Source organism: Enterococcus sp. AZ062 (assembly GCF_051715065.1).
Classification (GTDB): domain Bacteria; phylum Bacillota; class Bacilli; order Lactobacillales; family Enterococcaceae; genus Enterococcus_B; species Enterococcus_B mundtii.
Window position 1 is genome coordinate 1,315,313 of the sequence record NZ_JBIOTB010000001.1, and the last position, 24,522, is coordinate 1,339,834.

The following is a 24,522-nucleotide window of genomic DNA, read 5'->3' on the forward strand; positions in this document are numbered from 1 at the left end:
GTGGAGAAAGAAACACAAAATGGAAAAGCAGCTGTCTTAGGGTTACAGCATTTATTAGCGATGTATGCGGGAGCAGTCGCTGTACCGTTATTGATCGGTACGGGTTTAGGATTTAATCAAGAACAAATGACTTATCTGATCTCAATCGATATTTTCATGTGTGGATTAGCAACGCTCTTGCAGTTGACTGTCAACCGGTTTTTCGGGATCGGTTTACCAGTTGTTTTAGGTTGTGCGATCCAAGCAGTTGCCCCGTTGATTTTGATTGGTAGTACAGAAGGTGTCGGTGCAATCTATGGCTCGATCATCGCATCAGGGATTTTTGTTGTGCTAGTTGCTGGTTTCTTTTCAAAGATCAAAAAGCTATTTCCACCGATTGTTACTGGAACAGTGATCACAGTGATTGGCTTGACGTTGATTCCAGTAGCTATCGAAAAAATGGGTGGTGGCAGTGCAACTGCTCCAGGTTTTGGTGATTTGACGAATTTACTATTAGCGTTTGTCACGATCCTACTGATCGTTGGTGTGCAATTATTAGGCAAAGGGTTCATTCGATCGATTGCGGTATTGATCGGTTTGATCGGTGGAAGTATCTTAGCTGCCTTTTTAGGTAGAATCGATTTAGGAGCAATTGGACAAGCCCCTGTTTTTCACGTGCCGCAACCTTTTTACTTTGGTAAACCGACATTTGAAATCTGGTCGATCTTATTGATGATCATCATTTCGATGGTAAGCATGGTAGAATCAACAGGCGTCTATTTTGCCTTAGGAGATATCACTGGAAAAAAAGTTGGAGAAGAGCAACTGAAAAAAGGCTATCGAGCAGAAGGGTTAGCCGTCATCTTAGGTGGTATTTTTAACACATTTCCTTATACAGGCTTTTCACAAAATGTCGGATTGGTACAACTTTCAGGAATCAAAACAAGAAAACCAATTTACTTTTCCGCTTTCTTTTTGATCATCTTGGGTTTATTCCCTAAAATCGGCGCAGTGGCTCAAATCATACCTGAACCAGTTCTTGGTGGCGGGATGTTGGTCATGTTTGGAATGGTGGCGATCCAGGGAATCCGGATGTTGTTAGAAGTAGATTTTACAAATGACAAAAATTTATTGATTGCTGCAGTGTCGATTGGTTTTGGTTTAGGCTTCAATCTGATGCCCGAATTATTCAGCCAGTTACCTGAAACAGTTCAAATGTTCACAGGAAACGGGATCGTTATGAGCAGTATCACAGCAATTGTTTTGAACTTAGTTTTTAACGGACTAAAACAAGACGAGAGAATCATTAAAGAAGCATTGAAGTAATAATATAGATCACTTCTATAAATCATAGCTAGTAACTTAATAGGGTAGAGACTTTTTTAGCTTACAGAAATAAGGCACCATCCACGAGATTTGTTTTTCAAATTTTTGTGGATGGTGCCTTATTTTCGAAAAGATTACTTTTGTTCCTGCCTTTTGTTTGGTTTTAGGTGGTGCGAGAAGACGAATGACCCAGACGAATTTTTTATTTGTAGCATAGTCATGAACAGATTCTCCCTACTTTTGGATACATGAAGAAAAAGTGTGATATCCTTAAAAAAAAACAAATGATTTGGATCAGAAAAACTTGATTTCAACAAGTAAAAGTCAATTTGTTAAAGACGAACAATAAACCTTTTTATCTATTTTTCATTCGAATTTATCTTGATTTACAGAGGGGCGATTGATAAAATATAAGTGAATACGAATCGAGAGGAGAAACGAATGGCTGCAAAAATTTCTGTAATAATGGGGAGTATCTCGGATTGGGAAACAATGAAACATGCGTGTGAGATCATTGAAGAATTTGGCGTTTCTTTTGAAAAGAAAGTAGTTTCAGCACATCGAACACCAGATTTGATGTTTTCATATGCAGAAGAAGCTCGAGAAAAAGGTATAAAAGTGATTATTGCAGGTGCGGGAGGAGCAGCTCATTTACCAGGGATGGTTGCTGCAAAGACGACATTACCGGTTATTGGTGTTCCTGTTCAAAGCCGAACATTGAACGGATTGGATTCTTTGCTATCCATTGTCCAAATGCCAGGCGGCGTGCCTGTGGCGACGACAGCGATTGGAAAAGCAGGCGCAATTAATGCTGGTCTACTTGCGATACAGATGCTTTCAATGTATGATTTAGAGTTGGAGGCTGCATTAGCGAAACGACGCGCAATGTCGGTTGAATCTGTAATAGAAAGTAGTGATCAACTTGGTTAAACCATTATTACCAGGCTCGACGATCGGAATCGTCGGTGGTGGACAGTTAGGTCGCATGATGGCGATCAGTGCAAAAGAAATGGGCTTCAAAGTCGGTGTACTTGATCCGATGAATGATTGCCCGGCTGCTCAAGTAGCGGACTGGCACATTGAAAGTTCCTACGATGATACGTTTGCTTTAGAAGAACTTGCAAGACGAACTGAGGTCATCACCTACGAATTTGAGAATGTGAGTGTGGAAGCACTGAATGCGATTTTGCCGATGTCATTTATTCCTCAAGGAACAGATTTATTGGCAATCACGCAAGATCGTCTACTAGAGAAATCATTTTTAGAAACAAATAACATCGTGATCGCTCCACATGCAACGATCGTCAGTCCTACAGATATCCAAGATGCAATCGATGGTATCGGTTATCCTTGTGTCTTGAAAACAACTCGAGGCGGGTATGACGGTAAGGGGCAATATGTACTGAAGAGTCGAGCAGACTTAGCTCCTGCGATGGATCTTTTAAGAGAAGGAACTTGCGTATTAGAAGCTTGGATCCCATTTGAAAAAGAACTATCGATCATGGTCGCAGGCAATGGGCAAGGGCAATATACGACATTCCCAGTTGTTGAAAATATCCACCGTAATAATATTCTCCATGAAACGATTGCGCCAGCAACTGTTTCAGCGGATGTGATCGAAGAGGCAGAAAGAATTGCTAAAGTGATTGCTGAAGCAGTGAGTTTGTCCGGTGTACTGGGCGTCGAAATGTTCTTGACGAAGACTGGTGGATTGTATGTGAATGAATTGGCACCACGTCCACACAATTCAGGCCATTACACCTTAGAAGCATGCGGAATGACACAATTTGATGCGCATATCCGTGGGATTTGCGGTTGGCCTTTACCTAAAAAAGTCCCATTGTTAAGTGATGCAGTCATGGTCAACGTTCTAGGTGAACAACTCTTAGAAAGTTACAATCTGATTGCGAAAAAACAAGATTGGAAATTTCATTTCTATGGCAAGAAACAAGCGAAAAAAGGTCGTAAGATGGGGCACATCACGATTTTGACAGAAGATATCGAGTCGACATTGAAAGAAATCGAAAAAACGAATATTTGGGATTAAAGGAGAATAGTTGATGTTAGAACGTTATACACGACCTGAAATGGGCAATATTTGGACAGAGCAAAATAAATATCAAGCATGGTTAGAAGTTGAAATACTTGCTGATGAAGCTTGGGCAGAATTAGGAGAAATACCTAAAGAAGATGTAGTGAAAATCCGTGAACACGCGTCTTTTGATATCGCTCGTATTTTAGAGATCGAGCAAGCGACACGCCACGATGTCGTTGCTTTTACTCGAGCAGTTTCGGAAACACTTGGCGACGAAAGTAAATGGGTCCATTATGGATTAACAAGTACAGATGTGGTTGATACAGCTTATGGTTACCAAATCAAACAAGCAAATGACATTTTGCGCGAAGATTTGAAACGTTTCACAGCGATCATTGGTGAAAAAGCCAAAGAGCATAAGTATACAGTCATGATGGGACGCACGCATGGTGTGCATGCTGAGCCAACGACTTTCGGCCTAAAATTAGCTACTTGGTATTCTGAAATGAAACGAAACATCGAACGTTTTGAACATGCAGCAAAAGGCGTAGAAGCAGGAAAAATCTCCGGTGCTGTTGGTACGTTTGCGAATATCCCTCCGTTCATTGAAGAATACGTGTGTGAAAAATTAGGCATCCGTCCGCAAGAAGTATCCACGCAAGTCTTACCACGTGATCTACATGCCGAATATTTTGCGACGATGTCATTGATTGCGACCAGTATCGAACGCTTTGCGACTGAGATTCGTGGACTTCAAAAATCTGAAACACGAGAAGTCGAAGAATTTTTTGCCAAAGGACAAAAAGGCTCATCTGCTATGCCACATAAACGCAATCCGATCGGTTCAGAAAATATGGCTGGCTTAGCGCGAGTGATCCGTGGGCATATGATTACCGCTTATGAAAATGTTTCATTATGGCACGAAAGAGATATCTCCCATTCTTCTGCAGAACGGATCATTCTGCCTGATACAACGATTCTACTTGATTACATGTTGAACCGCTTCGGCAATATCGTTAAAAATCTAACGGTATTCCCAGAAAACATGAAACGTAACATGGATGCGACATTTGGCTTGATCTATAGCCAACGCGTTATGTTGAAATTGATCGATAAAGGGATGACAAGAGAAGAAGCCTATGATCTTGTTCAACCTAAGACAGCGTATGCTTGGGATAACCAAGTGTCCTTCCGTCCGTTACTTGAAGAAGACGAAGCGATCACTTCTGTTTTGACACCAGAAGAAATCGCTGAAGCATTTGATTACAACCACCATATGAAAAATGTGGATGTCATTTTTGAACGTGTCGGTTTAGCATAAACTACTCAGCAAGAATGTAGGTTAACAATGTTTCTCGATTGATCGAGGAAAAGACGAACAATCACTAGCTAGAACTATTTTTTTTAATGAAAGAAAAAAAGAACATCCTTCAGACTAACTTCTGAGGGATGTTCTTTTTGGTTTAAGCATAAGCCATTTGATGACCCAAATTGAAATGTTGGGAGTGTAGAAGATTCAATAATGTTTCAACAAATGTATAGCCAAATTCTTGTTGATCGAAGGTCACGAGCAAGCGGTAATGATGCTTGAATAGCTTTTGCTCATGGATTTGTTTGATCACTAGTTCATGGTTGTTTTGGGTTAAGTAATGGAATGTTCGTTTTCGACACTCCGATTGTCGTTTTGCTGCACGACGAAGTTTTCTAAATGTATAAAAACTTCGATCCTTCATACAGGCATCAACATCTTTGATAGCAAGCAGATCATTGTACAAGCGTGATTTTTCTTCAACAGATAAATCGAGTAAAAAGCGTTGGGCAGACATACTTGGATCTTCCATTTAGTTACCTCCTTGAAACCTCTAACTGTTTTCTTTAAATCTACTATATCACCAATTAATAAATGTGTAAACGCTTCTTAGCGAAGAACAACTTTTCTTAATAAAAGTACGAAAGACGAACATTAAGTGTTTTTAATGGTTGAAATGTACACTTTTGTATTGATTTGATTCCTGACCCTTGGTAAAATTTAAAGTGAAAAGACGAACAAATAATGTATGTTTGTAAAACAACGTTAATAAACAAGGAGTCGTAGACATGGAAAAACAGAATTTGCTCTATGAAGGAAAAGCAAAAAGAATGTTTAACACGAATGATGAAACTGTCTTATGGGTGGAGTATTTAGACCAAGTGACTGCCCTCAACGGTGGAATGAAAGACCAGATGCAAGGAAAAGCAGAATTGAACAATCAAATCACAAGTGCTATTTTTGAATACTTATCGAATCAAGGAATAAAAAATCATTTTCTTGAGAAATTGTCAAAAACCGAACAATTGATAAAAAAACGGTCGATCATTCCCTTAGAAGTGGTCGTCAGAAATATTTCAGCTGGAAGTTTTTCAAAACGCCTAGGAGTAGAAGAAGGGCAAGTGCTACCGTCACCAATCGTTGAATTTTACTACAAAAAAGATGAATTAGATGATCCATTCATCAATGATTCACATATTGCTTTCTTAAAGCTAGTAACTCCAGAAGAGATCGCCGAACTAAAAAAACAAGCGTTACTCATCAATGAACAGCTGATCAAACTATTCAAAAAGATCGATTTACAATTAGTCGATTTTAAAGTGGAATTTGGCCGAACGGATATAGGAGAAATCGAATTAGCAGATGAGATTTCCCCGGATACCTGTCGCTTATGGGATATTGCTACAAACAAACATATGGATAAAGATGTCTACCGGCGAAAGATTGGCAACATCATTCCTGTCTATCAAGAAGTGCTCGATCGTTTAAATCAATTATCACTCGAAAATAAAGGAGAATAAATCATGTATTTTGTAAAAGTGTACGTAACATATAAAGACTCAGTATTAGACCCACAAGGAGAGGCAGTTAAAAATGCGGTACATCGTTTAGGCTACGACAACATTGAAGATATTCGTATCGGAAAGTATTTTGAGATCCAAGTCTCTGCAATTGAAGAAGAAGTAGAAGCAACGATCGAAGCGATTTGCGATCGTTTATTAGCAAATGTCAATATGGAAACGTATCGTTATGAAATCAACAAAATGGAGGAAGTTTAGCATGAAATTTGCCGTGATTGTTTTTCCTGGATCGAATTGTGATGCGGACTTGCTTTGGGCGATCCGTGATGTGATGGGCGCAGAAGCAGACTATGTTCGTTATGACGAATCTTCTCTTGAAGGGTATGACGGAGTATTGATCCCTGGCGGATTTTCTTACGGGGATTACTTACGTTGTGGAGCGATTGCTCGTTTCTCCACAATCATGGATGAAGTGATTCGTTTTGCGGAAGAAGGAAAACCTGTTTTTGGTACATGTAATGGATTCCAAGTGTTGACGGAGGCTGGATTGTTACCAGGCGTATTAAGAAGAAATGATTCACTGCGTTTCATCTGTAAGTCAGCGTCATTGAAAGTCAACAATCAAACATCCTTTACTTCAGAGTACGACAAAAATGAGGTGATCCAGTTGCCGGTGGCCCATGGAGAAGGCAATTATTTTTGTGACGAAGAGACGCTTCAAGAACTGATCGACAACAACCAAATCGTGTTTACCTACGAGGGAGAAAATATCAACGGCAGTGTGGCCAACATTGCAGGGATTACAAACAAAGCAGGAAATGTGTTAGGGATGATGCCCCACCCAGAACGAGCAATGGAAGCATTACTTGGCTCAGAAGATGGCAAACGTTTCTTCGCTTCGCTATTGAAGAATTTCGGAAAGGTGACTGCATAAATGAAAACAATGATGGAGCCAACTGCATTAGAAATCAAAGAACAAAAGATTTATACGCAATGGGGACTGACGGATGAAGAATACCGGATGATCGAAGAAGACATCTTAGGTAGGATGCCTAATTATACGGAGACCGGTTTGTTCTCAGTCATGTGGAGTGAACACTGTTCTTACAAAAATTCCAAGCCGATCTTGAGAAAATTTCCAACAAGTGGGCCGAATGTCTTACAAGGGCCTGGTGAAGGTGCGGGCATCGTTGACATTGGAGACGGACAAGCAGTGGTTTTTAAAGCAGAAAGCCACAATCATCCTTCGGCAGTCGAACCTTATGAAGGCGCAGCAACAGGTGTTGGGGGCATTATTCGTGATATTTTCAGTATGGGTGCACGTCCGATTGCTCTACTCGATTCACTGCGTTTTGGTGAATTAGATAATCCTCGTACAAAATACCTTTTAGAAGAAGTTGTTGCTGGTATCGGAGGGTATGGTAATTGTATCGGCGTACCAACGGTTGGTGGTGAGATCGCCTTTGATCCTTGTTATGAAGGAAATCCATTGGTCAATGCGATGTGTGTTGGGTTGATCGACCATAAAGATATCCAAAAAGGACAAGCATCAGGTGTGGGCAATTCGATCATGTATGTGGGTGCTAAGACAGGTCGGGATGGTATCCACGGTGCGACATTTGCCTCCGAAGAATTTAGTCAAGAAGAAGAACAACAACGTTCAGCAGTCCAAGTTGGCGATCCTTTTATGGAGAAATTGTTGTTAGAAGCTTGTTTGGAATTGATTTTTGACCACTCAGACATTCTTGTCGGTATCCAAGATATGGGTGCGGCAGGACTTGTTTCATCTAGTTCAGAAATGGCTTCAAAAGCAGGCTCTGGTTTGGTATTGACCTTGGACGATGTACCTCAGCGTGAATCACAGATGACCCCTTATGAAATGATGTTGTCTGAATCACAAGAACGGATGTTGATCTGTGTGAAGGCAGGATCAGAAGCGCGCGTCCAAGAACTATTCCAAAAATACGATTTAGATGCGGTGACGATCGGAAAAGTAACAGATGATGGTCAGTACCGTTTGTATCATCATGGAAAAGAAGTAGCTAATCTTCCGGTAGATGCCTTAGCAGAAGATGCGCCTGTCTACCAGAAAGAAATGGTTGAACCAGAACGGATGGCAAAATTCCGTGAATTAGGGCAATATCAACCAGTGATCGATGACCCAAATAACGTGTTGCTAGATTTATTGCAACAACCAACGATTGCTTCAAAACGTTCGATCTATGAAACTTACGATTCTCGTGTCCAAACGAATACAGTCGTTGCTCCGGGTAGTGATGCCGCAGTCTTACGTATTCGTGGCACGAAAAAAGCGTTAGCGATGACGACGGATTGTAATGCTCGTTATATTTATCTAGATCCAGAAATTGGTGGTCAGATCGCTGTTGCGGAAGCAGCAAGAAATATCGTCGCGAGTGGTGGACAACCGTTAGCGATCACGGATTGTTTGAACTATGGTTCTCCAGATAAACCAGAAGTATTCTGGGAATTAGCGTACTCAGCTGATGGGATTGCCAAAGCATGTGAAATGTTGGAAACACCCGTGATCTCAGGAAATGTTTCTTTATATAACGAGACAGATGGCCAAGCGATCTATCCAACGCCGATGATCGGTATGGTCGGATTGATCGAAGCGCACGAACATATCACTACCCAAGAGTTCAAACAAGCGGGAGATTTGATCTATGTGATCGGCCAGACGTTTGCAGACTTTAACGGCAGTGAATTACAAAAGATGCAGCTTGGCAGGATCGAAGGAATGGTGGAGCATTTTGATCTAACCACCGAAAAAGAAAACCAAACCTTGGTGTTAGAAGCAATCAAAGCTGGACTGATCCAAAGTGCGCATGACTGTGCAGAGGGTGGGTTAGCGGTGGCTATTGCGGAATCAGCGTTCACCAATGGTTTCGGTGTTTTAACGAGAGTTGATCTGCCAGCTGCTCATCTGTTTTCTGAATCACAATCACGTTTTGTCGTATCAGTAACAAAAGAAAACCAACAAGCCTTTGAAACATTAGCTGGTGAGCGTGTGACACTTCTTGGTCACGTAACGGAAGAAAAACAATTGGTGATACAAGCAAATGATGGAAGTGTTGACTTGGCAGTCGCTTTGGCGAAACAGTCTTGGGAGGAAGCGATCGAATGTCTTATGAAGTAAGAAGTATTAATGAAGAATGTGGAGTGTTCGGTGTTTGGGGGCATCCTCAAGCTGCCAATGTCACTTACTTTGGCTTGCATAGTTTGCAGCATCGTGGGCAAGAAGGCGCTGGCATCGTATCGAATGATGATGGGAAATTATATGGTCACCGTGATCTTGGGCTTCTTTCGGAGGTATTCAAAGATCCAAGAAAACTAGCAGCTTTATCTGGACAAGCAGCGATCGGTCACGTTCGCTATGCTACTGCGGGCAATGGCAGTGTAGATAATATCCAACCTTTTTTATTCAAATTTTACGATCAATCGATTGGGTTGGCTCATAACGGCAATCTGACGAATGCTCGCTCTTTGCGGACGTCTTTAGAAAAAGATGGTGCTATCTTTCATTCAAATTCAGATACAGAGATCTTGATGCATTTGATCCGTCGTAGTAACGAAGAAACATTTTTAGACAGATTAAAGGAAGCCTTAGCTGAGGTAAAAGGCGGGTTTGCCTACTTATTACTGACAGAAGACGCCATGGTTGCGGCACTGGACCCTAATGGTTTTCGCCCATTAGCCATTGGTCAAATGAAAAATGGCGCATATGTCATTACTTCTGAAACCTGTGCGCTGGAAGGAATCGGTGCGCGCTTCGTACGTGATGTCTTGCCAGGAGAAATCGTCATCATCAATGATGATGGCTATACGATCGAACAATACACGACAGATACTCAACTGGCGATTTGTTCGATGGAATATATTTACTTTGCACGTCCGGATTCTGATATTGCAGGGATCAATGTGCATACAGCACGCAAAAATATGGGGAGACGTTTAGCGGCTGAAGCGCCGATCGAAGCAGATATGGTGGTTGGTGTGCCGAATTCTTCGTTGTCAGCAGCCAGTGGGTATGCGGAAGCAAGTGGAATCCCTTATGAGATCGGCTTGGTGAAAAATCAATACGTGGCGCGTACGTTCATTCAACCAACGCCAGAATTAAGAGAACAAGGTGTGCGAATGAAACTTTCAGCGGTTCGAGGAGTTGTTGAAGGAAAAAAAATCATTATGGTCGATGATTCGATCGTTCGCGGCACTACAAGCCGAAGAATCGTCAATCTATTAAAAGAAGCCGGAGCAAAGGAAGTCCATGTACGAATTGCATCTCCACCATTGAAATATCCATGTTTTTATGGGATCGACATCCAAACGAGGAAAGAACTGATCGCAGCGAATCATTCAATCGAAGAAATCAGAGAATGTATCGGTGCAGATTCGTTGGATTTCTTGAGTGAAGAAGGTTTGATTGGCGCAATCGGCCTACAAAAAGATGCCCCTTATTCAGGGTTATGTATGGCTTATTTCAACGGCGATTATCCGACACCGCTATATGACTACGAAGAAAAATACCAAGAATCTTTAAAAGAAAAAGTATCATTTTTTTAAACGGAGCAAATGAAAGGAGCAAGTAATCAAATGAGTAATGCTTATGCAAAAGCGGGTGTGGACGTAGAAGCGGGTTATGAAGTCGTGGATCGCATCAAAAAACATGTGAAGAAAACAGAAAGAATCGGTGTGATGGGGGCATTAGGAGGATTTGGTGGTTGCTTTGACCTTAGTGGATTCCAATTAAAAGAACCTGTCTTAGTTTCCGGAACAGACGGTGTAGGTACTAAGTTAGCTGTAGCTATCGCCGCAGATCGCCATGAAACGATCGGTATCGATTGTGTCGCGATGTGTGTCAATGATATTTTGGCACAAGGGGCAGAACCTTTATACTTTTTAGATTATTTGGCAACAGGTAAAAATGATCCAGAACGTTTAGAAAAAGTCGTAGCAGGCGTTGCCGCTGGCTGTGTTTCAGCAAACATGGCATTGATCGGTGGCGAAACAGCAGAAATGCCAGGCATGTATCAAGGGGACGATTATGATCTGGCAGGCTTTGCGGTAGGGATCGCGGAAAAAGCGCAATTGATTACTGGTCAATCGATCACAACAGGTGATATCTTGCTAGGTTTGCCTTCTAGTGGCATCCATTCCAATGGGTACTCTTTGGTTCGTAAAATCTTTTTTGACCAGCATGGTTTTTCATTAGAAGAAACGATCGAAGGGTTGGATTCCTCTTTGGCAGATGTGTTGCTTGAACCAACAAAAATCTATGTTTCGACTTTATTGCCATTAGTCAAAGAAGAGAAGATCAAAGGTGCCGCACATATTACAGGTGGTGGATTTATTGAGAATATTCCACGGATGTTGCCAGAAAACGTTGCTGCCAGCATCGATCTAGGCACTTGGCCAGTTTTACCGGTCTTCGATTGTTTACAAAAGTATGGTGAGATCCCTGCACATGAAATGTATGAGATCTTTAACATGGGCATTGGAATGGTCATTGCAGTTTCTCCTGAACATGCGAGTGAAATCATTGATCAAATCCGTAAATCTGGCGAAGAAGTCTATCAAATCGGGCAAGTCGTACCTTTTGAGGAGCAAAAAGTCGTGATCGCAGAGGGGAAAAAATGAAGATTGCCGTCTTTGCTTCAGGAAATGGCAGTAACTTTCAAGCGCTGGTCGATTATTTTAAAAAAAACCGACTTTCTGCGACAATCGAGTGGTTGTTTTGTGATCAGCCACATGCCTATGTTTTACAACGGGCAAAAAAAGCGCAAGTTCCGAGCACATGTTTTTCACCGAAAGAGTTTGCATCCAAAACGGAGTACGAACAAGCGATCCTTGAAGAATTAGCAAACCGAGAGATTGATTTGATCGTATTGGCTGGCTATATGCGAATCGTTGGTGAAGGTTTATTGTCTATTTACGAAAATAAAATGATCAATATCCACCCTTCGTTATTACCAAATTTTCCAGGTCTTCATGGGATTCGCGATGCTTTTGAAGCAGGCGTGGAAGAAACAGGTGTGACTGTCCATTATATCGATCGTGGGGTGGATACTGGACCGATCATTCGTCAGGAAAAAGTAGTAATCGAAAAAGAAGATACATTAGCTACATTGGAACAAAAAATCCATCAAATCGAACATCAGATCTTTCCAGAAGTAATCGCAAAAATAGTAAATATGGGAGATGTAAACAAATGACAAGAGCGTTAATAAGTGTTTCAGATAAGACTGGGGTCATTGACTTTGCAAAAGGACTACGTGCTGCCGGTATAGAGATCATTTCCACAGGTGGAACTAAAACAGCTTTGGAAGAAGCAGGAATCGAAACTATTTCTATCGATGAAGTGACTGGTTTTCCTGAGATGATGGATGGCCGAGTAAAAACTTTACATCCAAAAATCCACGGAGGATTATTAGGGCGTCGAGATAGTGAAAGCCATATGGAGGCAATGGAAAAAGAAGCCATCCAACCAATCGATATTGTCTGTGTCAACCTTTATCCATTCAAGGAAACGATCTTAAAACCAGAAACGACCGAAGCAGATGCGATCGAAAATATTGATATCGGTGGACCGAGCATGTTGCGAAGTGCTGCAAAAAACCATGCCTTCGTAACAGCCATCGTTGATCCCCTTGATTATGCGATCGTCTTAGCAGAAATCCAGCAAGAAGGTTACACGACTCTTGCGACGCGCAGAAAACTAGCAGCAAAAGTTTTCCGTCATACGGCGGCTTATGATGCCTTGATCGGACAATATCTCACAGAGGCAGTGGGTGAGAAAGAACCTGAGAATCTAACACTTACCTACACGCGTAAACAAGACCTTCGTTATGGTGAGAATAGCCATCAAGAAGCAGCGTTTTATCAAGCGGCATTACCATCGAGCTACTCGATTGCGTGTGCGGAACAATTGCACGGTAAGGAACTTTCTTTCAATAATATTCGTGATGCGGATGCTGCGTTACGTATTATGAGAGAGTTCACGGAACCAACGGTCGTTGCGCTAAAACATATGAACCCATGTGGTATCGGAAGTGGCGAGACGATTTTCTCTGCGTGGGAAGCAGCTTATGCTGCTGATCCGGTATCGATCTTTGGCGGTATTATCGTATTGAATCGGGAAGTCGATTTGGTTAGTGCACAAGCAATGACCCAATTATTTTTAGAAATCATTATCGCTCCTAGTTACAGTGAAGAGGCGCTAGCTGTACTGAAAACAAAGAAAAATCTCCGTCTGTTGCAAGTCGATTTCTCAAATGTGGAGGGAAATGCTAACGAAATGGTCTCTGTCTTAGGAGGTTTACTGATCCAACAAGATGATCGTGCAATGGAAGAACCCGAAAGTTGGACCGTAGTCACCGCTCGTCAACCCACAAAAGAAGAGCAAGCAGCGATGGCTTTTGCTTGGAAAGCAGTCAAACATGTGAAATCAAATGCGATCGTCGTTGCAAATCAACAGCAAACCCTCGGTATTGGTGCCGGTCAAATGAATCGTGTGGGTTCGGTCAAGCTTGCAATCGAACAAGCTGGTGCTAAAGCCGGAACAGCTGCGCTTGCAAGTGATGCTTACTTCCCGATGGATGACTCTGTCGAATACGCTGCGAATCATGGTATCAAAGCAATCATCCAACCAGGAGGAAGTATCAAAGATCAAGCCTCAATCGATATGGCAAATAAGCATGGTATCACAATGGTATTTACCGGCGTGCGTCATTTTAGACATTAAGAAGGAGCGAATAAAATGAAATGTTTAGTGATTGGCTCGGGCGGACGAGAACATGCAATCAGTAAAAAACTTGCAGCTAGTCCGTTAGTCGAAGCGGTGTATTGCGCACCTGGAAATGCAGGGATGAAAAAAGATGGGATTCGTTTGGTAAATCTTGCTGAAACAGAACATGAAGGATTGATCGAGTTTGTTCGATCTGAAGGAATCGCCTGGACATTTGTAGGTCCAGAGATCCCTCTACTCAATGGGATCGTTGATGATTTTCAAGCGGAAGGATTAGCGATTTTTGGTCCAACTAAAGCAGCTGCCTTGATTGAAGGTTCAAAAAGCTTTGCCAAAGAGTTAATGGCACGTCAAGGTATTCCTACGGCAGAGTCACAAACGTTTAGCCGTTTTGCTGAAGCAAGAAAATATATTGAAGCGAAAGGCGCACCGATCGTTATCAAAGCAGACGGATTAGCTGCTGGTAAAGGGGTCGTTGTGGCAGAAACCCTCGAAGCCGCTGTCGAAGCCGCTTCAGAGATGCTAGAACATAATCGATTTGGTGCTAGTGGGCAACAAATCGTTGTGGAAGAGTTCTTGTCTGGTGAAGAGTTCTCTTTACTTGCTTTTGTCCGAGATACAGAAGTTTATCCCATGGTGATCTCGCAAGATCACAAACGAGCGTATAATGGTGATAGAGGTCCAAATACCGGTGGAATGGGTGCCTATACACCTGTACCACAAATCCCTCAAACCATGGTTGATCAAGCTGTCGAAGAGGTGCTGAAACCCGCAGTGCGAGGAATGAAGGAACTAGGACGTCCGTTTACTGGTATTTTATATGCAGGGTTAATTGCCACAGCAGAAGGACCAAAAGTAATCGAGTTCAATGCTCGGTTTGGTGACCCTGAAACGCAAGTCGTCTTGCCACGACTCAAAAGTGATCTAGCAGAAATCATTGACCGTCTATTATCAGGAAAGGCAGTCGAGTTATCATGGGAGTCAGAAGGGTTTTGCTTAGGGGTAGTCGTTGCTGCGGAAGGTTATCCAGAAAACTACCAAAAAGGCGCCTTACTTCCAGATTTTTCAACTGATCCAGATGTGTCCATCTATTATGCCGGAGTAGAGGAACGAGCAGAAGAATTGGTAGGTGCAGGAGGACGGATCTATTTGGTGGAGGCTAGTGGTCAGACAATCGAGGAAGCGCAAGAAAAAATATACTCGGTTTTAAAAGTCAAGAATACTGATCATACATTCTATCGGACGGATGTCGGCTCAAAAGCCTTGGTACAAAAGTAAAATCTAAATAAAGAAATAAAACTATTTTTTGCTGAATAGGAAAAATAGTTTTATTTTTTTTGAAGCCTTTTCATGGTGATTATGGTAAAATCGAGTTGGTAAGAAAGGATGAGATTTGATGAAAAAGATTCGTTTAGGGACTTCTGACCAGCTCGTATCCTCCGTCATTTTAGGTTGTATGCGGTTGAATGGTTCTGAGCAACCTGAAAAAGTGATTGAAACAGCTTTTGAAAATGGCATCAACTTTTTTGACCATGCGGATATTTACGGTGGTGGGGACTGTGAAACAATTTTTGCTCAAGCGTTAGCAAAAACTTCGCTAAAACGTGATGAATTATTTATCCAAACGAAATGCGGGATCGTACCAGGAAAGATGTTTGATTTCTCAAAAAAACACATCATTCAATCGGTTGAAGATAGCTTGCGTCGATTAGATATGGAATACGTTGATGCCTTGTTACTTCATCGTCCAGACACGCTCGTTGAACCCGAAGAAGTGGCGGAAGCGTTTGATGAGTTGGAACAATCTGGCAAGGTTCGTTTCTTTGGTGTGAGCAATCAAAAGCCAATGCAGATCGAGTTATTGAAAAAATATGTGAAACAGCCGTTACTGGCAAATCAATTACAGTTTGGTCTGAAACATTCCGAAATGATCGATCAGGGAATCCATGTGAACATGACGGATCAAGCAAGTATTGACCATGATGGCAGTATCCTAGATTATTCTCGTTTGCATGAGATGACAATCCAAGCGTGGTCGCCTTATCAATATGGCTTCTTTGAAGGTGTATTCATTGGAAATGAAAAATTTCCGGAATTGAATCAGTCGTTAAACGAACTGGCAGAAAAATATCAGACGACACCAACCGGTTTAGCTTCAGCATGGATCTTACGTCATCCTGCAAATATGCAAGTGATCGCTGGAACGATGAATCTGACAAGGATTGAAGAAATCGCGAAAGCATCAATGATCGATATGACACGAGAAGATTGGTATGCATTGTATCGTGCTGCTGGCAACATTTTGCCATAAAATAAAAGATATCGTTAGCCGACTCTCTGTTTTTTATGAGAAAGAGAGTCGGTTTTTACAAAAATAGAAAAACGATGAACAGTATCGAAGAAAAGAGGAGAATCAATGGATAAACAGTTAAGGAAACTATTACAAGATGAGAGAAAATACTTATACGCCGATTTTAGTACATTACATAAAACGCAACAAAAACTATATAATGAAATCATCAAAGAACAAAATAACTTATTGAATAAATTTCCTGAAAATGGAACACAAGCAAAAAAACTTATCGACCCAATCAATTCTTATGAAAATAAGATCGAAATGTGGGTAGCCAACGCCATGCGGATGGAAAAAATGGAGAAGCATATCCAATCTATTCGATTAAAACTACATGCGGGCTTTTCTCAGCCAAGCAAGGCTTTCGAAAGAATGGGCTATCAGGAAAATTCGGCAAGGATCATGCTTGAAAAACGAAATGAACAGTTTTATTCCAAGGTGTTTCAACAATTGATTTCAAATATTACTTCCTTCCTTGGTCAGAATGTCACTTTCGCCCGTGGTGAAGCAAAGATTCCGCAATCGGTTGATCTAAACCTAAGTAAAAAAACGTTACAAACACGTAAAGATCGTTTGTCAGCTGAATTTAAAGTACTACATAAAGAATCAAATGAATGGAAAAATGATTTGAAAACCTTAACGAAACAAGTGTTGAAGCATCGTGAAGATTTAGAAAATCCTGATTTTCGAATGGATTTTAAAAGAGGCTTGGAATCGCATCATTCCATTGAACATATTGCAGGACCCGTCATCAATTCGATCGAATCACTACATTCAAGTATGTTGAATTACGCAGAAAGTTTGATCCATTTAAATAAAAAAGAGGGAGAACTTTTTGAGACCAGAGCGCAAATCAACGGGAAAGAGCAGTATGTCAATGGGAGTCATACGCTGAAAAGCTTGAATTACCAGCGTGGTCAGGCACTAACTGATCTAAAAGCAATAAGCAAAGAATATTATACTCCTAAAGTGCTGTCAGCGATCGATTATGTACGTGGTCTAGGTGCAGGAGTACTAAGAACAGTTGATGTAGATAAGCATGTACAGACGGACAGAAAACTCCAACAAGTATCTCAGCTAAAAGCACAAGGCTCTTTCGCCGACCGTGCGAATCGTGCGAAAAAAATGGCGGGAGATTTCCAACAAAATCGCCCAACAACAAGCAACCACGAAAAAAGTCGTTAGGAATCATTGTGATTTCACAAACAAATAAGTAAAGTAAAATCAAAAAAAGCGAACATTTTTTTAACGTTCGCTTTTTTTGTACGAAAACTTAATTAAAGGTAAAGTGAAACTTTTTTATAACAAAAAAGCTTGATTTTTTATTGAAATTACGTTAAATTACTTGAGGTGCTAAAAATAAGCACGTAAAAAGCAGATAATGTTCGTGTTTTTTGCGAATATGAAATCGAGAGGACGATATGATGAAAGTATTTGATTACGAAGATATTCAACTGATTCCTAATAAATGTATCGTAAACAGCCGTTCAGAATGTGATACAACTGTGACATTAGGTTCACATACATTTAAAATGCCGGTTGTACCAGCAAATATGCAAACGATCATTGATGAAACGATTGCGGAATTTTTAGCTGAAAATGGTTATTTCTATATCATGCATCGTTTTGAAGAAGAAGCAAGAATCCCATTTATCGAAAAAATGAAAGCAAGAAATTTAATTTCTTCTATTAGTGTAGGCGTGAAAAAGGACGAGTATGCTTTTGTAGAAGAATTAGCAGAAAAATCGCTTGTACCAGATTATATTACAATTGATATTGCCCATGGACATTCAAATGCTGTGATCGCGATGATCCAGCATATCAAAAAGCATTTACCAGATACGTTTGTCATTGCGGGGAACGTAGGGACGCCAGAAGCCGTTCGAGAATTGGAAAACGCTGGAGCAGATGCAACGAAAGTCGGCATTGGCCCAGGAAAAGTATGTATCACAAAAATCAAAACTGGTTTTGGTACTGGTGGTTGGCAATTAGCTGCACTAAGATGGTGCGCGAAAGCTGCCCGTAAACCCATCATTGCTGATGGTGGCATCCGTACGCCTGGAGATGTCGCGAAATCAGTGCGTTTTGGCGCGACGATGGTGATGATCGGCTCATTGTTTGCAGGGCACGAAGAATCACCAGGAGAAACAAAAGTAGAGAACGGCGTCGTTTACAAAGAATATTTTGGATCAGCCTCTGAATTCCAAAAAGGCGAAAAGAAAAATGTTGAAGGTAAGAAAATCTGGATCCAACACAAAGGATCTCTGAAAGATACGTTAGTTGAAATGCAACAAGACTTACAATCTTCGATTTCTTATGCCGGTGGTCGTGACTTAGAATCAATTCGTAAAGTCGATTATGTCATCGTTAAAAACTCTATTTTCAACGGAGATACGATTTAATTTAAAAGATTAGAAGATTGGTAGGAGAAATCTTGCCAATCTTTTTTTGGCATTTTTCTTTCTGTAAAAACTACGTTACAATAGTAGAAAGTAAACAATTGGAGAATCGTTATGTGGACGAAAATAAATAAAGAAAAAGGTTCTGTTTACCAACAAGTTATGGACCAAATCTTGAAGAACATCGAAAATGGACAATTGCAACCAGGAGACAAACTACCCTCGGAAAGACTATTTGCGGATTATTTTGGAGTGAATCGTACGACTGTTGTGCATGCGTTAGATGAATTGCGTGGACTAGGGATATTGGAAAGTCGTCAAGGGAGTGGTCGGTTTATTTCTTCGGTGACTTGGGGTGATTTTTCAGAGCCACGGATCGATTGGCGTCAATTGATCTCTGCAAGATACGATAAGATCGTTGATAGTTACGGAGAAAAAGTCAAAGATGCAAGTCGGAAATCCGATTTTTTAGATTTATATTCAAGTGAAATGCCGCTTGATGTATTACCTAATGTGAAGATGCCCATTTATACATTAGAAGGTATCTTAAAAGAAGAACAAGCCGTTTCCGTGTTTGGGTATCAACCGCTGATGGCGCAGATCAGAGAACGCTTGATCAGAAATAACGGATTTTCGTTTAAAAAAAGTCAATTGCTGATCACGGGTGGGGGACAACAAGCAATCTTTCTGATTTTACAAACGATTTTGTCCGTAGGAGATGCCGTTGCGGTGGAATCCCCAACCTTTTTCTACCGCTTGCCATTGTTTAAAGCACTTGGTACCCGCTTATTCGGTATTCCAATGGATGATCAAGGGATTGATTTAGGGAAATTGGAAGAATCCATTCATAAGCATAAGATCAAAGCGGTCTTAGTCAATCCAAATTTTCAAAATCCGACAGGTACAGTGATGGCAGCTGAACGCCGCCAACGTTTAGTTGCGCTTTGCCGTAAATACCAATTGCCGATCATAGAAGATGATGTGTTTGCAGATCTAGCCTTTTCTCCAGAAAAACAAGCTTCGATCGCTCCGATCCATGTGATTGATCCGGAAAATGTCTTATATGTCGGCTCATTATCGCGTTTGTTAGGGGAAACGACTAAAATTGGTTGGATCGTGGGCCCAACTATTCTGATCCAACGATTGTCCGAGGCACAAAAAATGATGGATGTCTCTTTGAGTATCTTTACACAAATGGCCGCAACTGCTGTTTTTGAATCTTCTTTTGACCAAAACATGGCAAGTCTGTGTCAACGACTAGAAAAGAACAGTCAGCTTTTACGTAGTTGGGTCGATTCGCAAGACTTCTTTCATTTAGCCCCTCTTGCAGGTGGATACTATGGCTGGCTGACTTGGGAGGGTGAAAAGTTCACGAAGGTATTAGCAGAAAGATTATTGCGTGAGGGGTTAGGTGTGGCCCCAGGTTATCTTTTTGGCGAAGACATCGGTTTAAGAATCAACTATAGCCGTATGAGCTCTGATGACCTGCCACTATTCGCTTCACGAATGGACAAATTACAAACATGGTTGGAAGAGAAAGAGAAGCAATAGCAAGAAAAGAAAGAGTAACTTTTGTTATTTTTTCTTTTCTTTTTTATTTTGTGAAGAAATTTGTGGAAAAGTTGACGTATTGCCTGTCAATCAAAAGAAATATGTAGTTGTACAGGCTTATTGTTTGTAAAAAAGCCTATGTTAAGGATAAAATTAAGGTAAGTGATTTGTGTAATCACTCACTATTGAGAAAAAAATTAATACAGTGACTGGTAAAAGGTTGTAACAACTTGAATACAGAAAAGAAACGATTGTTATAAAAGGGGAGAAACATCTCTATGTTTTTTTAGAAAAAATGTAAACCGCTTACTATCTTGTGATTACCTTCACTATTTTAACAGAGATAGGGATTGTTATAATTTTTTTTAATGGTGAAAATTTATGCTTAAAGCTTGTATTTCGGAGGAATACGTGATAATTTATTAGTGAAGCCGGAGAAATAGTGATACAGATATCGTCGCTGTTTCAACCGCGGAATGAAGAGAGTTTCTTATAGATGAGAGAGGAATGTGTGATAAATGGCAAACAAGAAAACACCTATCGACTTCCAAGCGTTGCTTGAAGAAGTCAATTCAGATTTTCCGGTATACCAAGCACTTGATCAAGATGGGAAAGTAGTAAACCCTGATCTTGTTCCAGATTTGACAGATGAAGAGTTAGTAGAATTGATGACTAGCATGGTTTGGTCTCGTGTATTGGATCAACGCTCAACAGCATTGAACCGTCAAGGACGTTTAGGATTTTTTGCTCCTACTGCTGGACAAGAAGCAAGTCAATTAGCTAGTGCATTCGCTTTTGACAAAGAAGATGTACTATTACCAGGTTACCGTGATGTTCCACAATTGATCAAACACGGCTTACCTTTATCTCAAGCATTTCTATGGTCTCGTGGACATGCAGCTGGAAACTTCTACCCAGAAGAATTGAAAGCTCTACCACCACAAATCATCATTGGTGCACAATACGTCCAAGCAGCAGGTGTTGCATTAGGACTTAAAAAACGTAATAAGAAAAATGTTGTTTTCACTTATACAGGTGATGGCGGTTCTTCTCAAGGTGACTTCTATGAAGCAATCAACTTTGCTGGAGCTTACCATGCGAATGCTGTATTCTACATCCAAAACAATGGATTTGCGATTTCAACACCTCGTGAAAAACAAACAGCAGCAAAAACATTAGCGCAAAAAGCAGTAGCAGCTGGTATCCCAGGTATCCAAGTGGATGGTATGGACCCATTAGCTGTATATACTGTTTCAAAAATGGCACGTGACTGGGCAGTTTCTGGTAACGGACCTGTATTGATCGAAACATTGACTTACCGTTACGGTCCACATACATTATCTGGTGATGACCCAACGCGTTACCGTGAAAAAGACGTTGATGATGAATGGCAATTAAAAGATCCATTGATCCGTTTCCGTAAATACCTAACTGAAAAAGGATTATGGAGCGAAGAAAAAGAAGAAGCAGTCATTGAACAAACAAAAGAAGAAATCAAAGCAGCAATTGCTGAAGCAGATAAAGTTCCAAAACAAAAAGTTTCAGATTTCTTGAAAAATATGTTTGAAGAAACACCACAAACAATCAAAGAACAAATTGCAATCTATGAAGCGAAGGAGTCGAAATAACCATGGCACAAAAAACAATGATTCAAGCAATCACAGATGCCTTAGCACTTGAACTTGAAAACGACGAAAACGTACTCGTTTTTGGTGAAGATGTCGGCAAAAACGGAGGCGTATTCCGTGCAACTGAAGGATTGCAAGAAAAGTTCGGTGAAGACCGCGTATTTGACACTCCTTTAGCAGAATCAGGTATTGCCGGATTAGGTTTCGGTTTAGCACTTGAAGGATTTCGTCCTGTCCCTGAAATCCAATTCTTTGGCTTTATTTTTGAAGCAATGGATGAAGTTGTAGCACAAATGGCTCGTACAAGATACCGTATGGGTGGAACAAGAAATATTCCAGTAACGATCCGTTCACCATTTGGTGGTGGTGTTCATACACCTGAATTACACTCAGATAACTTAGAAGGATTGATTGCTCAATCTCCTGGTATCCGTGTAGTGATTCCATCAAACCCATATGATGCAAAAGGATTATTGATTGCTTCTATTAGAAGTAATGACCCTGTTGTTTTCTTGGAGCATATGAAACTTTACCGTTCATTCCGTGAGGAAGTGCCAGATGAAGCGTACGAAGTGCCTTTAGACAAAGCCGCAGTGACTCGTGAAGGAACAGATGTATCGATCATCACTTACGGTGCAATGGTACGTGAAGCCATTAAGGCAGCAGATAATCTTGAAAAAGAAGGTATCTCTGTTGAGATCGTTGACCTACGAACAGTTGCTCCATTAGATGTTGAAACAATCATCAAATCTGTTGAAAAAACAGGACGTGTCGTTGTTGTTCAAGAAGCACAACGTCAAGCAGGCGTAAGCACTCAAGTAATCTCTGAAATCTCTGAACGTGCAATTCTTTCATTAGAAGCACCAATCGGACGCGTTTCTGCACCAGATACTGTTTTCCCATTCGGTCAAGCAGAAAACATCTGGTTGCCAAATGCTTCTGACATCGAAGCAAAAGTAAAAGAAATCGCAGAATTTTAAGGAAAGAAAGGACGTTAAAAACCCATGGCTTACCAATTTAAATTACCTGATATCGGTGAAGGTATCGCAGAAGGTGAAATCGTTAAATGGTTCGTTCAACCAGGCGATACGATCAATGAAGACGATACATTATTAGAAGTACAAAATGACAAATCAGTGGAAGAAATTCCATCTCCAGTGACAGGAACAGTGAAAAGCATCGTTGTTCCAGAAGGTACAGTCGCAAATGTTGGTGACGTATTAGTTGAGATCGATGCACCAGGACATGAAGGAAACGAAGACAGCGGAAGCGAAGGCGTGGCAGCTACTGAGCAAACACCTGAAGCACCTGCTGCTGAACCAACAACAGAAAGTTCATCTGCATCAGCAGAAGCTTCTGAAGGTGGCGTATTCCAATTCAAATTACCTGATATCGGTGAAGGTATCGCAGAAGGTGAAATCGTTAAATGGTTTGTTAAAGCCGGTGACACGATTAATGAAGACGATACATTATTAGAAGTGCAAAATGACAAATCAGTGGAAGAAATTCCATCTCCAGTAACAGGGACTGTGAAAACAATCGTTGTTTCTGAAGGTACAGTCGCAAATGTTGGTGACGTATTGGTTGAGATCGACGCGCCAGGACACAATAGTGCACCTGCAAGCAAACCAGCGGCAGCAACTTCTGATGCAAAAGTGGAAACTTCAGGTTCTTCAAGTATCCCTGAAGCTGCAAACCCAGATAAACGCGTATTAGCAATGCCATCTGTTCGTCAATTCGCTCGCGAAAAAGACGTGGATATCAGCCAAGTTTCTGCAACTGGAAAAGGCGGACGTGTGACAAAAGAAGATATTGAAAACTTCTTATCTGGCGGAGGCGCTCCAGCAGCTGCAAGCAAACCTGCTGAATCAGCTGCACCGACAGAAGCATCTGCTGAAAAACCAGCTGAAACAAAAGCTGCTCCAGCAAAAGCATTCAAATCAAACTTAGGCGATCTAGAAGAACGTGTGGCATTGACACCAACACGTAAAGCAATTGCCAAAGCGATGGTCAACAGCAAACAAACAGCACCTCATGTCACTTTACATGATGAAGTTGAAGTAACAAATCTTTGGGATAACCGTAAGAAATTCAAAGAAGTGGCAGCTGCTAACGGCACGAAATTAACGTTCTTGCCTTACGTTGTCAAAGCATTGACTGCAACAGTCAAAAAATTCCCAATCTTGAATGCGTCAATCGATGATGCAAAACAAGAAATCGTTTATAAAAACTATTACAATATCGGTATCGCAACAGATACAGACCATGGTTTGTATGTGCCAAACGTGAAAGATGCTGACCGTAAAGGAATGTTTGCGATCGCAGACGAAATCAACGAGAAAGCAAAACTTGCACATGATGGCAAACTAGCGGCAGACGATATGCGTAATGGAACGATCACGATCAGTAACATTGGTTCAGTTGGCGGCGGCTGGTTCACACCAGTAATCAACTACCCTGAAGTAGCAATCCTAGGTGTAGGAACAATTGCCCAACAACCAATCGTCAATGCTGAAGGAGAAATCGTTGTTGGCCGTGTGATGAAATTATCATTGAGTTTCGATCACCGAATCGTCGATGGTGCGACAGCACAACAAGCAATGAATAACATCAAACGTTTATTAGCTGATCCAGAGCTATTAATGATGGAAGGATGAGAA

Annotated in this window: 21 protein-coding genes; 20 read left to right on the forward strand and 1 reads right to left on the reverse strand. The window is 41.1% G+C overall.

From position 1 onward, the window contains the following. From IGJ00_RS06375 to purB, 4 genes are all read left to right on the forward strand, one after another. Positions 1-1,305 (forward strand): nucleobase:cation symporter-2 family protein, encoded by a 1,305-nt coding sequence (locus IGJ00_RS06375; protein WP_019723457.1) that lies wholly within the window; start codon positions 1-3, stop codon positions 1,303-1,305. A gap of 441 nt (positions 1,306-1,746) precedes the next feature. Next, entirely contained in the window at positions 1,747-2,235 is a 489-nt protein-coding gene (gene purE / locus IGJ00_RS06380) for a 5-(carboxyamino)imidazole ribonucleotide mutase (RefSeq protein ID WP_010735688.1), read from the forward strand. Beyond that, on the forward strand, positions 2,228-3,352 hold the full coding sequence (purK, locus tag IGJ00_RS06385; protein WP_179948054.1) for a 5-(carboxyamino)imidazole ribonucleotide synthase: 1,125 nt from the start codon (positions 2,228-2,230) through the stop codon (positions 3,350-3,352). Before purE ends, purK begins: the two co-directional genes overlap by 8 nt. Positions 3,353-3,365: 13 nt before the next feature. Then, positions 3,366-4,661, forward strand: a complete 1,296-nt coding sequence (gene purB / locus IGJ00_RS06390) for an adenylosuccinate lyase (RefSeq protein WP_074799714.1) — start codon at positions 3,366-3,368, stop codon at positions 4,659-4,661. 142 nt (positions 4,662-4,803) lie between these two features. On the opposite strand, the gene IGJ00_RS06395 is transcribed toward purB, so the two are convergent. After that, complete coding sequence (locus IGJ00_RS06395; protein WP_071867138.1) at positions 4,804-5,181, reverse strand: hypothetical protein; 378 nt, start codon at positions 5,179-5,181, stop codon at positions 4,804-4,806. Positions 5,182-5,437: 256 nt separating this feature from the next. Between IGJ00_RS06395 and purC the strand changes: the two genes are divergently transcribed. The 16 genes from purC to IGJ00_RS06475 all read left to right on the forward strand — a co-directional run bounded on the left by purC (position 5,438) and on the right by IGJ00_RS06475 (position 24,519). Continuing rightward, positions 5,438-6,169 carry a phosphoribosylaminoimidazolesuccinocarboxamide synthase gene (gene purC / locus IGJ00_RS06400; protein ID WP_438844216.1) on the forward strand — a complete coding sequence of 244 codons (732 nt, stop codon included), beginning with the start codon at positions 5,438-5,440 and terminating at the stop codon, positions 6,167-6,169. Positions 6,170-6,172: 3 nt separating this feature from the next. Continuing rightward, a complete protein-coding gene (purS, locus tag IGJ00_RS06405) occupies positions 6,173-6,427 on the forward strand; it encodes a phosphoribosylformylglycinamidine synthase subunit PurS (RefSeq protein WP_074799713.1) in 255 nt (84 codons plus the stop codon). 1 nt (position 6,428) lies between these two features. Then, entirely contained in the window at positions 6,429-7,103 is a 675-nt protein-coding gene (gene purQ / locus IGJ00_RS06410) for a phosphoribosylformylglycinamidine synthase subunit PurQ (RefSeq protein ID WP_019724081.1), read from the forward strand. Beyond that, on the forward strand, positions 7,104-9,326 hold the full coding sequence (gene purL / locus IGJ00_RS06415; protein WP_272017966.1) for a phosphoribosylformylglycinamidine synthase subunit PurL: 2,223 nt from the start codon (positions 7,104-7,106) through the stop codon (positions 9,324-9,326). It begins immediately after the preceding gene. Then, on the forward strand, positions 9,311-10,750 hold the full coding sequence (purF, locus tag IGJ00_RS06420; RefSeq protein ID WP_071867134.1) for an amidophosphoribosyltransferase: 1,440 nt from the start codon (positions 9,311-9,313) through the stop codon (positions 10,748-10,750). The genes purL and purF overlap by 16 nt, the downstream gene beginning before the upstream one ends. 30 nt (positions 10,751-10,780) lie before the next feature. Further along, positions 10,781-11,824, forward strand: coding sequence for a phosphoribosylformylglycinamidine cyclo-ligase (purM, locus tag IGJ00_RS06425; protein ID WP_438844217.1), 1,044 nt, complete (start codon positions 10,781-10,783; stop codon positions 11,822-11,824). Continuing rightward, entirely contained in the window at positions 11,821-12,399 is a 579-nt protein-coding gene (purN, locus tag IGJ00_RS06430) for a phosphoribosylglycinamide formyltransferase (RefSeq protein WP_071867132.1), read from the forward strand. The genes purM and purN overlap by 4 nt, the downstream gene beginning before the upstream one ends. Continuing rightward, positions 12,396-13,928 carry a bifunctional phosphoribosylaminoimidazolecarboxamide formyltransferase/IMP cyclohydrolase gene (purH, locus tag IGJ00_RS06435; RefSeq protein WP_438844218.1) on the forward strand — a complete coding sequence of 511 codons (1,533 nt, stop codon included), beginning with the start codon at positions 12,396-12,398 and terminating at the stop codon, positions 13,926-13,928. The genes purN and purH overlap by 4 nt, the downstream gene beginning before the upstream one ends. A 15-nt stretch (positions 13,929-13,943) precedes the next feature. Beyond that, positions 13,944-15,209, forward strand: a complete 1,266-nt coding sequence (gene purD / locus IGJ00_RS06440) for a phosphoribosylamine--glycine ligase (RefSeq protein ID WP_071867130.1) — start codon at positions 13,944-13,946, stop codon at positions 15,207-15,209. 118 nt (positions 15,210-15,327) lie between these two features. Continuing rightward, entirely contained in the window at positions 15,328-16,242 is a 915-nt protein-coding gene (locus IGJ00_RS06445; protein WP_071867129.1) for an aldo/keto reductase, read from the forward strand. A 105-nt stretch (positions 16,243-16,347) separates the two neighbouring features. Further along, positions 16,348-17,469, forward strand: coding sequence for a hypothetical protein (locus IGJ00_RS06450; protein ID WP_438844219.1), 1,122 nt, complete (start codon positions 16,348-16,350; stop codon positions 17,467-17,469). A 239-nt stretch (positions 17,470-17,708) separates the two neighbouring features. Further along, positions 17,709-18,686 (forward strand): GMP reductase, encoded by a 978-nt coding sequence (guaC, locus tag IGJ00_RS06455; protein ID WP_019723828.1) that lies wholly within the window; start codon positions 17,709-17,711, stop codon positions 18,684-18,686. A 111-nt stretch (positions 18,687-18,797) separates the two neighbouring features. After that, positions 18,798-20,234 (forward strand): PLP-dependent aminotransferase family protein, encoded by a 1,437-nt coding sequence (locus IGJ00_RS06460; protein WP_438844220.1) that lies wholly within the window; start codon positions 18,798-18,800, stop codon positions 20,232-20,234. Between the two features lie 518 nt (positions 20,235-20,752). Then, complete coding sequence (gene pdhA / locus IGJ00_RS06465; RefSeq protein WP_010735671.1) at positions 20,753-21,862, forward strand: pyruvate dehydrogenase (acetyl-transferring) E1 component subunit alpha; 1,110 nt, start codon at positions 20,753-20,755, stop codon at positions 21,860-21,862. A 2-nt stretch (positions 21,863-21,864) separates the two neighbouring features. After that, a complete protein-coding gene (locus tag IGJ00_RS06470; RefSeq protein ID WP_010735670.1) occupies positions 21,865-22,842 on the forward strand; it encodes an alpha-ketoacid dehydrogenase subunit beta in 978 nt (325 codons plus the stop codon). A 24-nt stretch (positions 22,843-22,866) separates the two neighbouring features. Further along, positions 22,867-24,519 (forward strand): dihydrolipoyllysine-residue acetyltransferase, encoded by a 1,653-nt coding sequence (locus tag IGJ00_RS06475; RefSeq protein WP_074799703.1) that lies wholly within the window; start codon positions 22,867-22,869, stop codon positions 24,517-24,519. Positions 24,520-24,522 lie beyond the last annotated feature (3 nt).

Bases quoted from the DNA above. Each gene is read 5' to 3' on its own strand.
- IGJ00_RS06470 (WP_010735670.1), top strand. From the start codon at position 21,865: ATGGCACAAAAAACAATGATTCAAGCAATCACAGATGCCTTAGCACTT.
- guaC (WP_019723828.1), top strand. From the start codon at position 17,709: ATGAAAGTATTTGATTACGAAGATATTCAACTGATTCCTAATAAATGT.
- purB (WP_074799714.1), top strand. From the start codon at position 3,366: ATGTTAGAACGTTATACACGACCTGAAATGGGCAATATTTGGACAGAG.
- purC (WP_438844216.1), top strand. From the start codon at position 5,438: ATGGAAAAACAGAATTTGCTCTATGAAGGAAAAGCAAAAAGAATGTTT.
- purQ (WP_019724081.1), top strand. From the start codon at position 6,429: ATGAAATTTGCCGTGATTGTTTTTCCTGGATCGAATTGTGATGCGGAC.
- IGJ00_RS06460 (WP_438844220.1), top strand. From the start codon at position 18,798: ATGTGGACGAAAATAAATAAAGAAAAAGGTTCTGTTTACCAACAAGTT.
- pdhA (WP_010735671.1), top strand. From the start codon at position 20,753: ATGGCAAACAAGAAAACACCTATCGACTTCCAAGCGTTGCTTGAAGAA.
- IGJ00_RS06475 (WP_074799703.1), top strand. From the start codon at position 22,867: ATGGCTTACCAATTTAAATTACCTGATATCGGTGAAGGTATCGCAGAA.
- IGJ00_RS06395 (WP_071867138.1), bottom strand. From the start codon at position 5,181: ATGGAAGATCCAAGTATGTCTGCCCAACGCTTTTTACTCGATTTATCT.
- purE (WP_010735688.1), top strand. From the start codon at position 1,747: ATGGCTGCAAAAATTTCTGTAATAATGGGGAGTATCTCGGATTGGGAA.
- purM (WP_438844217.1), top strand. From the start codon at position 10,781: ATGAGTAATGCTTATGCAAAAGCGGGTGTGGACGTAGAAGCGGGTTAT.
- purS (WP_074799713.1), top strand. From the start codon at position 6,173: ATGTATTTTGTAAAAGTGTACGTAACATATAAAGACTCAGTATTAGAC.
- purH (WP_438844218.1), top strand. From the start codon at position 12,396: ATGACAAGAGCGTTAATAAGTGTTTCAGATAAGACTGGGGTCATTGAC.
- IGJ00_RS06445 (WP_071867129.1), top strand. From the start codon at position 15,328: ATGAAAAAGATTCGTTTAGGGACTTCTGACCAGCTCGTATCCTCCGTC.
- purF (WP_071867134.1), top strand. From the start codon at position 9,311: ATGTCTTATGAAGTAAGAAGTATTAATGAAGAATGTGGAGTGTTCGGT.
- IGJ00_RS06450 (WP_438844219.1), top strand. From the start codon at position 16,348: ATGGATAAACAGTTAAGGAAACTATTACAAGATGAGAGAAAATACTTA.
- purL (WP_272017966.1), top strand. From the start codon at position 7,104: ATGAAAACAATGATGGAGCCAACTGCATTAGAAATCAAAGAACAAAAG.
- purN (WP_071867132.1), top strand. From the start codon at position 11,821: ATGAAGATTGCCGTCTTTGCTTCAGGAAATGGCAGTAACTTTCAAGCG.
- purD (WP_071867130.1), top strand. From the start codon at position 13,944: ATGAAATGTTTAGTGATTGGCTCGGGCGGACGAGAACATGCAATCAGT.